The following is a 10,377-nucleotide window of genomic DNA, read 5'->3' as shown; positions in this document are numbered from 1 at the left end:
TGACAAGAGGAAATTTAAAATAATTTTCCGACCGCGCATTTTTTCAGCAAAACACTTGTAAATGTGCCATAAAACAAGCAATTTGCCGTTTTTGCAACCGTAATCACACTTCCTGGTGGCATACTAAGGAGGAATAAAAAGAAAAAGGAAGATTAGTAATGCCTTTAAGCGCACAACAGTTAGCTGCACAGAAAAACCTTTCGTATGTTCTGGCTGAGAAGCTGGCGCAACGGATCTTAAAAGGTGAATATGAACCCGGCACCATTTTGCCTGGTGAGATTGAGCTGGGCGAGCAATTTGGAGTGAGTCGTACAGCGGTACGCGAAGCGGTTAAAACGTTAACGGCAAAAGGGATGGTTTTACCGCGACCACGAATTGGTACCCGGGTCATGCCACAGTCAAACTGGAATTTTCTTGATCAGGAATTGCTTACCTGGTGGATGACAGAAGAGAACTTTCATCAGGTCATCGATCACTTTCTGGTTATGCGTATCTGTCTGGAGCCGCAAGCTTGCCTACTGGCTGCAACGGTTGGCACCGCGGAACAGAAGGCGCATCTCAATACGTTAATGGCCGAAATGGTGGCATTAAAAGAGAACTTTCGCCGTGAACGCTGGATTGAGGTCGATATGGCCTGGCATGAGCATATCTATGAAATGAGCGCCAATCCGTTTTTGACCTCATTCGCCTCGCTCTTCCATTCGGTTTATCACACTTACTTCACGTCAATTACCAGCGACACAGTGATAAAGCTGGATCTGCACCAGGCGATTGTTGATGCGATTATCCAAAGCGATGGCGACGCGGCATTTAAAGCTTGTCAGGCGCTGCTACGCTCACCTGATAAGTGACACCCCGATAACAGGACATTGAATGAGCGATAAAAAGAAGCGCAGTATGGCGGGTTTGCCGTGGATCGCGGCGATGGCCTTCTTCATGCAGGCACTTGATGCCACTATTCTGAATACCGCCTTACCCGCAATCGCTCATAGCCTTAATCGTTCTCCTCTCGCGATGCAATCAGCCATCATCAGTTACACGCTGACGGTGGCGATGCTTATTCCGGTAAGCGGATGGCTAGCCGATCGCTTCGGTACGCGTCGCATATTTACCCTTGCCGTGAGTCTGTTCACATTGGGTTCTCTGGCCTGCGCACTTTCTAACTCGCTACCACAGCTGGTTGTCTTCCGGGTTATTCAGGGGATAGGTGGCGCAATGATGATGCCTGTTGCTCGGCTGGCCTTACTGCGTGCTTATCCTCGTAATGAGCTTCTTCCTGTATTGAATTTTGTCGCTATGCCGGGTCTGGTGGGGCCAATTTTAGGCCCCGTACTTGGCGGCGTGCTGGTCACCTGGGCAACCTGGCACTGGATATTTTTAATCAATATCCCCATAGGTATTGCCGGCCTTCTTTACGCGCGCAAACATATGCCCAATTTCACCACCGCACGACGCAGATTCGATATCACTGGCTTTTTGCTGTTTGGCCTCAGCCTTGTTCTCTTCTCAAGCGGAATAGAGCTATTCGGTGAAAAGATTGTCGCCAGTTGGATTGCCTTGACGGTAATTGTCACCAGCATCGGGTTACTGCTTCTCTATATTCTCCATGCACGACGCACGCTAAATCCATTAATTTCATTAGATTTATTTAAAACCCGCACTTTCTCGATCGGTATCGTAGGCAATATTGCAACCCGTCTGGGGACCGGCTGTGTACCGTTCCTTATGCCATTGATGTTACAGGTAGGATTTGGTTATCAGGCGTTTATTGCCGGCTGTATGATGGCACCGACAGCATTAGGTTCCATTATTGCAAAATCGATGGTTACCCAAGTCTTACGTCGTCTGGGCTATCGCCATACGTTAGTGGGGATCACGGTAATTATTGGGCTAATGATCGCTCAGTTCTCTTTGCAATCACCAGCAATGGCGATATGGATGCTGATCTTGCCGTTGTTTATATTAGGGATGGCTATGTCGACGCAATTTACCGCGATGAATACCATCACACTTGCCGATCTGACCGATGACAACGCCAGCAGCGGTAACAGTGTTCTGGCGGTCACGCAGCAACTGTCTATCAGTTTAGGCGTTGCTGTAAGTGCGGCCGTCCTTCGCGTTTATGAAGGGATGGAAGGCACAACGACTGTCGAACAATTCCACTATACGTTTATCACAATGGGCATTATTACTGTTGCTTCAGCAGCAATGTTCATGCTTCTGAAAACAACCGATGGTAATAATTTGATCAAAAGACAGCGTAAATCTAAGCCGAACCGCGTTCCATCAGAATCGGAGTAAGTTGTAATCGTTGTTGCTGAAGGGTCGGTTGGGTTATCCGATGGATGAGTACATCAATCGCCAGCTCCCCCAGTTCATCTTTCGGTTGATGGATAGTGGTTAATGGTGGCGTCATAAAGCTTGCCAGTTCGATATCGTCATAGCCAATCACCGCGATATCCTGCGGAACCTGTAACTCTGCCTGATATAGCGCCTGGTAAACGCCAACAGCCATAGCGTCATTTCCGGTAAAGACGGCCTGAGGACGCAGCGGATGTGATAACAGTTGGCGCATAGCGTCAAACCCGCCGTTAAATTCAAAATCACCAGTGACTTCATAGCCATCAGGAATGTTGAGACCCGCACGTTTCATCGCCGCCCGATAACCTTCCAACCGCAGGCGCGCCGGAGTTTTATCCAGCGGACCGGTAATACAGGCGATACGGGTATGACCTTTATCGATCAGATATTGCGTTGCTAAGTCTCCACCCAGCAACGAGTTATCCTGAATAAGATCGCTGTCGCCATTGAACGGAGCCCAGTCCATCATTACAGTAGGCACTGTCGGATAACGTTGCATGATTTCACGCGAAGGTTGATGCGTTTCGGTGCACAGTAACAGCAAGCCATCAACGCGTTTTTGCATCAGCGTTTCCAGATTGCGATTCATCCGCTGTTCATCGCCTTCGGTATTGCAAAGGACAAGACTATAACCGCGTTCGAAGCAGCTGCGTTCAACGCCACGCACCAGTTCAGAATAGAAAGGATTGGTACTGGCAGTGATCAACATGCCAATAGTATGTGTTTGATTGAGTTTGAGGCTACGCGCCAGAGCTGATGGCGCGTAATTGAGTTCTTTAATCGCCGCTTCAACTTTGGCGGTAATCGCTTCACTGACGAAGCGATCTTTATTGATAACGTGAGAAACTGTTGAGGTAGAAACGCCCGCCAGGCGGGCAACATCTTTCATTGTAGCCAAGCGTCACCTCTGCCTGTCTAAAAATGCGTCGATCTCTTCACGCCACGGTACGGAAGGTTGTGCGCCTTTACGTGTTACGGCAATCGCAGCGGCGGCATGGGCAAAACGAATCGCCTCTGGCAATGGTTTTTCTTCCAGCAACGCCGTGATTAACGCGCCGTTAAAAGTATCTCCGGCAGCAATGGTATCGACAGCCTGCACCCGGAATCCAGGAACGCGCTGACCTTCACCATTCACGCTAGCCCATACACCACGACTTCCTAAAGTAATCAGTACAGTACGGATACCTTTTTCATGCAGTACCTGCGCCGCTTTCGCTGCATCTTCATCATTTTCAACACGAATATCGGTGAGCTTTTCTGCTTCCGTTTCGTTTGGCGTAATAATGTCCACCAGTTCCAGCAGTTCGTCAGGAAGTTCGCGAGCCGGAGCCGGGTTAAGCGCAACGATAGTCTTATTTTGATGGGCGATTTTCGCCGCTGCCATCACACTTTCGAGTGGTGATTCCAGCTGCATTAATAATGCCGATGCGTTAGCAATACGCTCACGTTGCGCCTCCACCAGCGCAGGGGAAAGGGCTGCGTTAGCGCCGGCATGAATACCAATGACATTCTCACCTTCGCCATTAACAAAAATTAGCGCCACACCTGTTGATTCGCCTTTGATCACGCTCACCGGAGAAATATCGATGTTATCAGTGGCGAGCTGCTGGCGAACGCTTTCACCAATGCTGTCATCACCCGTACAGGCAATAAACGCGATATTCGCACCGCTACGCCCTGCAGCCACAGCCTGATTCGCGCCTTTGCCGCCAAATGCAACCTGATAGTGGTTACCGGTTACGGTTTCGCCTGGAGTAGGAAAAGATTGAAGATTAAGAATGTGGTCAGCATTAATGCTGCCAAGAACAACGAGGCTGCCTGCGTTTTGCATATTCGGGATGTCCATAAAATGCGCCACCGTGTTAGGGTGGCGCGTGCCCTGCTTTTCTTTATTTTACACGTTCATCTGTCGATGACGTATTTATGTCACCATCAGGTCATACAACCTGATTAAAACTACTGCTTAACAACCAGTTTCAGATCAACCGGATACTTAGCCTGAACTTTCTCGCCTTTCAGCACTTTATCGGCGGTTTCGACGCCTTTCGCGCCAATCTGATCGGGTAGCTGAGCGATAGTCGCTGCTAGTTTGCCATCATTCACCGCTTTTTCGCCATCCGGTGTACCGTCAAATCCGACGACCATCACATCCGATTTACCAGCAGTTTGCAGTGCGCGCAGCGCGCCCAGCGCCATTTCATCATTCTGCGCGAACACAGCCTGAACATCCGGATGAGCGGTCAACAGGTTCTGCATTACGTTCAAACCTTTGGTGCGGTCAAAGTCCGCTGGCTGGCTGGCAAGAACATTAAACTTGTGAGCAGCAACGGCCTGCTGGAAACCTTCGCCACGCTCACGAGCTGCGGAGGTACCGGCAATGCCTTGCAGCTCGATAACTTTGGCACCTTCACCCGCTTTCTTCGCGATATAATCACCGGCGATTTTGCCGCCCAGTACGTTATCAGAAGCAATGTGGCTCACCACTTCACCTTTCGTGGCCTGGCGGTCAAGAGTGATAACCGGGATGTTCGCCTGGTTAGCCATCTTCACAGCATTACCCACTGCGTCGGAGTCGGTCGGGTTAATCAGCAGAATTTTGGTGCCGCGAACAGTTAAGTCCTGCACGTTCGCCAGCTCTTTCGCCGGATTGTTCTGGGAGTCCAGCACCACCAGGTTATAGCCGAGTTTATCCGCCTCTTTCTGCGCGCCATCTTTCAGCGATACAAAGAACGGGTTATTAAGCGTGGAAACCACCAGCGCGATGGTGTCTTTTGCCATCGCATTCGCACTGACGGTGGCGCTTAGCGCAACAGCGGAAACCAGGGTAGCCAGTTTTTTCATGTTCATATTCAAGATGTCCTGTAGTCGTTATTACTGTTTTTTGTTGTCTACCAGCACCGCCAGCAAAATCACCACCGCTTTGACGATCATCTGGTAATAGGAGGAAACACCTAACAAATTCAATCCATTATTAAGGAAGCCAAGAATTAATGCGCCGATCAACGTCCCAACAATGCGACCTTTTCCGCCCGCCAGACTCGTACCGCCCAGAACCACCGCAGCAATAGCATCCAGCTCATAGCCAGTTCCCGCAGTGGGTTGTGCGGAGGAGAGACGCGCCACTTCAATGATCCCGGCCAGCGATGCCAGCAGACCACAAAGAGAATAGACGATGATTTTGATTTTATTGACGTTGATACCAGAAAGACGCGTAGCCGCTTCGTTGCCGCCCAGCGCGTAGATGTAACGCCCCAGACGCGTGTGATGCAGCATGTACCAGGCCGCGAGGAACACAATCCCCATGATCCAGACTGGCGTCGGTACGCCCAGCGGACGACCAATACCAAACCAGCCGAACAGATCGGCGTTCTCAGTAAAGCCGGTATTCACTGGGCTACCGTTGGTATAAACCATGGTCACGCCGCGCAGTAAAAGCATCATAACCAGCGTAGCGATAAACGCCTGGACGCGACCTTTCGCTACAATCACCCCGGTTACCGCACCAATAGCGGCACCTAACGCGAGAGCGGCAGCGACAGCCACCAGCGCATTGACTTCAATGCCGACGATAGATGCAGCCACTGCGCCAGTCAGCGCCAACAGAGAACCTACCGACAAGTCGATACCCGACGTCAGGATCACCAGCGTCATCCCGACCGCCATAATGGCATTCACCGAGGTTTGCTGGAGAATATTGAATAAGTTATTGATGGTGAAAAAGTTCGGGCTTAACGTCGAGACAATCGCGATCAGCACCAGCAGAGCGATAAGCGATTTCTGCTCCATCAGCCACGCTTTCGTGAAATAACGGCGACCAGAGACAGTCTGGGTTGTCATTTTTTTACTCCTGATTCACGCGATTAAGCTTGCCCACAGCGGCAGCCATTAACACTTCCTGGGTGGCCTGCTCACGAGTAAATTCCCCGCTGAGATACCCTTCATGCATGACGATGATGCGATCGCTCATGCCTAATACTTCTGGCATCTCCGATGACACCAGAATGATGCTCAAGCCATCGGCTTTGAACTGGTTAATCAGTTGATAGATCTCTTTTTTCGCACCAACATCTACGCCACGGGTAGGTTCATCAAGAATCAACACTTTGGGGCGTGTCATCAGTCCACGGGCAATCGCCACTTTTTGCTGATTGCCACCGGAGAGCAAACCAATTGCCTGTTCCATCGACGGCGTTTTCACATTAAACAGACGAATAAAATCACTCACTGCCTGCTGTTCATCGGCATGCTTCAAACTGCCGCCAGTACGGCTAAAGTAACGCAGCGCAGTCAGCGACATATTCTCTTTGACTGACATACCCAGCACTAAACCGTCACGTTTGCGGTCTTCGGAGATATACACAATGCCGTTTGCCAGGCCATCCTGCGGTGAACGGGTAACGACTTCATGCCCATCCAGAGTGACGTAACCGCTGGTACACGGCAGTGCGCCGTAGAGCACTTTCATCAGTTCGGTACGCCCCGCGCCCATCAAACCAGAGACGCCAAGAATTTCACCTTTGCGTAAGGTAAATGAAACATCATTAACGCCAGGTCCGCAGAGATTATCGACTTTCAGGCGGATATCGCCCGGCGCTTTGTCCAGGTGCGGATATTGATCTTCCAGCTTGCGGCCCACCATCATCTCAATCAGCGAATCTTCGGTCAGTGATGCCACTTCGCGCTCAGCAATAAATTGCCCGTCACGAAAAACAGTAACGTCATCGCAAATTTCGAAGATTTCTTTCATGCGGTGGGAAATATAGACAATACCGCGGCCTTGCGATTTCAGCTCGCGGATGACGCGGAACAGGGATTCGGTTTCGGTATCGGTCAGCGCATCGGTCGGTTCATCCATAATGATGACTTTCGACTCAAAGCTCAGCACTTTGGCGATTTCAACCATTTGCTGGTCACCGATGGAAAGATCGCCCACCAGCTTGTCACTTTTAAAACGCAGGTTAAGTTTAGCCAGCAATTTATCCGCTTCGGCATACATGGTTTTCCAGTCAATTTTGCCAAAGCGATTAACAAACTCACGGCCGAGGAAAATATTTTCGGCAATGGTTAACTGCGGGATCAGGTTCAGTTCCTGATGGATGATTCCAATGCCGGCTTCCTGGGAGGATTTCGGTCCGGTAAACGTCGTTTCTTTCCCCAGCCATAAAAGCGTACCGGCATCGCGAGTATAGATACCAGTAAGCACTTTCATCATGGTGGATTTACCCGCGCCGTTTTCGCCCACCAGCGCCATCACGCGGCCAGGATAGACATTTAACGCTGCGCCCGAGAGGGCTTTTACGCCCGGGAAGGCTTTATCGATGCCTTTAAGCTGAAGTAATGCTTCCATGACGGCCTCAGAACGTCACGCCAGCACAGAGAATGATATTCGCATACGGAGAACATTCTCCGCTGCGAATTACCGCCTGACTTTCTGCGGTTTGTTGTTTGAATTGTTCATGCGTGGTGTAACGAATTTCAATGGTATTTCCCTGGTGTTGTTGCAGCTGCTCAAGGTGAGTGAGCAACGTTTCGTGGAGTTGCGGATTATGTTGTTTGATCTCTTCCGCGATAATGGCAGCCTCGACCTGCATTTCATTTGTGACGACGCCCAGCACCTGCATAAAAGAAGGTACCCCCTGGGTTAATGCCATATCGATACGCGTTGTACTTTTGGGGATGGGTAAACCAGCATCACACACCACCAGCGTATCGGTATGTCCCAGACGGGAGATCACCGAAGAAATATCAGAATTAAGAACGGTGCCTTTTTTCATTTTTTTCTCCATCAGCGAAACGTTTCGCTGACCCGCAGTTTAATCCTGACTGAGTTGGGAAAACCATCGTGACGTTACGGAAATGTGATCAACATCGAAACGTTTTACATGGTGATTAACCATGAAAACAAAAACGCCCCCTTATGGAGAAAGAAGGCGTCTGGCGTTAAATTTCGACCTGAGTACCCAGTTCGATAACCCTGTTTGGCGGGATTTCAAATTGATCCGGTGCGCGCAGCGCATTACGTTGCAACAGCAAATACAGCTTGCCGCGCAAACGCAAATACCACGGACGTTTGCCGAGGATCAGTGATTCATGCGACATAAAGAAGGAGGTTTCCATCATCCGGCAACTTAACCCTTCCAGACCACAGCGGTGGAAAACTTCTTCCACGTTTGGCGTTTCCCGCCATCCATAACTTGCCACCACGCGCCAGAAAGTGGGCGACAGTTGTTCAATCTGTACCCGACGGACGTTATGGACATATGGCGCGTCTTCAGTGCGCAGAGTTAACAGAATCACCCGCTCATGCAACACCTTGTTATGTTTCAGGTTATGCATCAGTGCAAAGGGAATGACGTTGATTGCACGCGACATATACACCGCGGTCCCTGGCACGCGAACGGGCGGTGATTTCTCCAGCGAAGCAATCATCGCTTCCAGAGAGTTGCCATGTTCATGCATCCGCCGCAGCAAGCGGAAACGCTCGCTCTTCCAGGTAGTCATCACGATAAACATTACCGTACCGAGACTCAGTGGCAACCAGCCGCCTGATAGCAGTTTATCGAGGTTAGCGGTGAACAATGGAATATCAACACAAAGGAAAGCAATCAGGATCAGCGCAACAAAATACTTATTCCAGTGCCAGTTCTGACGTGCCACGGTAGTTGAGAGAATAGACGTCAGTACCATGGTTCCGGTCACCGCAATCCCGTACGCCGCCGCCAGGTTGCTGGAGTGCTCAAAGCTGACAATCACAATCACGACCGCGACATAGAGCATCCAGTTCACAAACGGAATATAGATTTGCCCAGACTCCATTTCGGAGGTGTGAATAATGCGCATCGGCGACAAATATCCCAGACGTACGGCCTGACGCGTCAATGAGAAGACGCCAGAGATAACTGCCTGCGAGGCAATTACCGTCGCCAGTGCGGCGATGATCAGCAGCGGGATCAGCGCCCAGTCCGGTGCCAACAGGAAGAACGGGTTCTTAATCGCTTCCGGGTTCTTTAACAACAGAGCGCCCTGGCCAAAGTAATTAAGAGTTAATGAAGGCAATACGACGGTGAACCACGCCAGGCGAATCGGGAACTTACCAAAGTGCCCCATATCAGCGTACAGCGCCTCGACACCGGTAATCGACAGCACCACTGCCCCTAACGCAATAAACGAAACCGTTTTATATTCAAGGAAGAAATGCACCGCCCACATCGGATTCAGCGCATGCAGCACTTCCGGGTTAGCAATAATGCTACGTAACCCCAGTACTGCCAGAATCAAAAACCAGGTCAGCATGATCGGCGCAAACAGCTTACCGACCATAGCCGTGCCATGTTTTTGAATCATAAATAGTAAAGTGAGAACGATGATTGAGAGGGGAACTATCCAGGTATCCAGCTGCGGGGCGACGATTTCCAGACCTTCAATGGCAGACATCACCGAAATAGCGGGTGTTATGACGACTTCACCATAGAAAAAGCTGCCGCCGATTAGCCCCATAATCACCAGCATTGATGTGGTTCGCGCCGACGTATTACGCCCGGCAAGCGACATCAACGTCAGAATGCCCCCTTCCCCGGCGTTATCTGCCCGCATCACGAAGGTGAGATATTTAATGGAAACCACAAAGATTAGCAGCCAGAAGATCAGCGATAAAAAGCCAAACACGGCATCGCGTTCAACGCCAAAACCAAACTGGCCGGACAAACATTCACGAAGTGTATATAACGGGCTGGTACCAATATCGCCGTAGACAACTCCAATCGCCGCGAGGGTAATCGCGGGCAACGATTGCTTATTATCAGTGCTCATAGACTAGTCTTTCGTTGAAATATGAAATGTGTGCTTAGTCCCTTGGCCCACAAAAAAGCGCACAGTATGCACGATTAACGACAAAATCGTACTCCTAAATGCGGCCACATTAACCTGGCTCAAAGAAAAATAGACCTCTTTTGAGACTATTTTAGCCACCAGCAAGAAACGTCTATACTCGCAATTTACGCAGAACTTTTGACGAAA

General features: G+C 50.1%; 9 protein-coding genes. 2 read left to right on the top strand and 7 right to left on the bottom strand.

Going from position 1 to position 10,377, the window contains the following annotated elements; translation table 11 throughout:
• Positions 1 to 158 precede the first annotated feature (158 nt).
• Both AACU19_RS20705 and mdtD read left to right on the top strand, forming a co-directional pair.
• Positions 159 to 851: a FadR/GntR family transcriptional regulator gene (locus tag AACU19_RS20705; RefSeq protein WP_001131177.1), complete on the top strand. Its 693-nt coding sequence runs from the start codon at positions 159 to 161 to the stop codon at positions 849 to 851.
• A gap of 22 nt (positions 852 to 873) precedes the next feature.
• Positions 874 to 2,301, top strand: a complete 1,428-nt coding sequence (gene mdtD / locus AACU19_RS20700) for a multidrug transporter subunit MdtD (RefSeq protein ID WP_001280843.1) — start codon at positions 874 to 876, stop codon at positions 2,299 to 2,301.
• On the opposite strand, the gene rbsR is transcribed toward mdtD, so the two are convergent.
• From rbsR to kup, 7 genes are all read right to left on the bottom strand, one after another.
• The gene (gene rbsR / locus AACU19_RS20695) at positions 2,267 to 3,259 is read right to left on the bottom strand and encodes a ribose operon transcriptional repressor RbsR (RefSeq protein WP_105278465.1); all 993 of its coding nucleotides are present in this window, start codon (positions 3,257 to 3,259) and stop codon (positions 2,267 to 2,269) included. The two genes, mdtD and rbsR, sit on opposite strands and share 35 nt — an antisense overlap.
• A 3-nt stretch (positions 3,260 to 3,262) precedes the next feature.
• Positions 3,263 to 4,192: a ribokinase gene (rbsK, locus tag AACU19_RS20690; protein ID WP_088542006.1), complete on the bottom strand. Its 930-nt coding sequence runs from the start codon at positions 4,190 to 4,192 to the stop codon at positions 3,263 to 3,265.
• 125 nt (positions 4,193 to 4,317) lie between these two features.
• A complete protein-coding gene (gene rbsB, locus AACU19_RS20685) occupies positions 4,318 to 5,208 on the bottom strand; it encodes a ribose ABC transporter substrate-binding protein RbsB (protein ID WP_001056273.1) in 891 nt (296 codons plus the stop codon).
• A gap of 24 nt (positions 5,209 to 5,232) precedes the next feature.
• Entirely contained in the window at positions 5,233 to 6,198 is a 966-nt protein-coding gene (gene rbsC / locus AACU19_RS20680) for a ribose ABC transporter permease (RefSeq protein WP_000211858.1), read from the bottom strand.
• A 4-nt stretch (positions 6,199 to 6,202) separates the two neighbouring features.
• A complete protein-coding gene (gene rbsA / locus AACU19_RS20675; RefSeq protein WP_105278464.1) occupies positions 6,203 to 7,708 on the bottom strand; it encodes a ribose ABC transporter ATP-binding protein RbsA in 1,506 nt (501 codons plus the stop codon).
• A 7-nt stretch (positions 7,709 to 7,715) separates the two neighbouring features.
• Positions 7,716 to 8,135, bottom strand: coding sequence for a D-ribose pyranase (gene rbsD / locus AACU19_RS20670; RefSeq protein ID WP_001590928.1), 420 nt, complete (start codon positions 8,133 to 8,135; stop codon positions 7,716 to 7,718).
• A 166-nt stretch (positions 8,136 to 8,301) separates the two neighbouring features.
• Positions 8,302 to 10,170 (bottom strand): low affinity potassium transporter Kup, encoded by a 1,869-nt coding sequence (gene kup, locus AACU19_RS20665; RefSeq protein ID WP_000102332.1) that lies wholly within the window; start codon positions 10,168 to 10,170, stop codon positions 8,302 to 8,304.
• Between the last annotated feature and the right edge of the window lie 207 nt (positions 10,171 to 10,377).

Source organism: Escherichia sp. MOD1-EC4550, from assembly GCF_963876935.1.
In the GTDB taxonomy this organism is placed as follows: Bacteria; Pseudomonadota; Gammaproteobacteria; order Enterobacterales; family Enterobacteriaceae; genus Escherichia; species Escherichia coli_F.
The sequence above is the reverse complement of the archived record's forward strand: the minus strand, read 5'-3'. Positions and strand labels throughout refer to the sequence as shown.

Coding starts and splice junctions, on each gene's coding strand:
- AACU19_RS20705 (WP_001131177.1), top strand. CDS start 159: ATGCCTTTAAGCGCACAACAGTTAGCTGCACAGAAAAACCTTTCGTAT.
- mdtD (WP_001280843.1), top strand. CDS start 874: ATGAGCGATAAAAAGAAGCGCAGTATGGCGGGTTTGCCGTGGATCGCG.
- rbsK (WP_088542006.1), bottom strand. CDS start 4,192: ATGCAAAACGCAGGCAGCCTCGTTGTTCTTGGCAGCATTAATGCTGAC.
- rbsB (WP_001056273.1), bottom strand. CDS start 5,208: ATGAACATGAAAAAACTGGCTACCCTGGTTTCCGCTGTTGCGCTAAGC.
- rbsC (WP_000211858.1), bottom strand. CDS start 6,198: ATGACAACCCAGACTGTCTCTGGTCGCCGTTATTTCACGAAAGCGTGG.
- rbsA (WP_105278464.1), bottom strand. CDS start 7,708: ATGGAAGCATTACTTCAGCTTAAAGGCATCGATAAAGCCTTCCCGGGC.
- rbsD (WP_001590928.1), bottom strand. CDS start 8,135: ATGAAAAAAGGCACCGTTCTTAATTCTGATATTTCTTCGGTGATCTCC.
- kup (WP_000102332.1), bottom strand. CDS start 10,170: ATGAGCACTGATAATAAGCAATCGTTGCCCGCGATTACCCTCGCGGCG.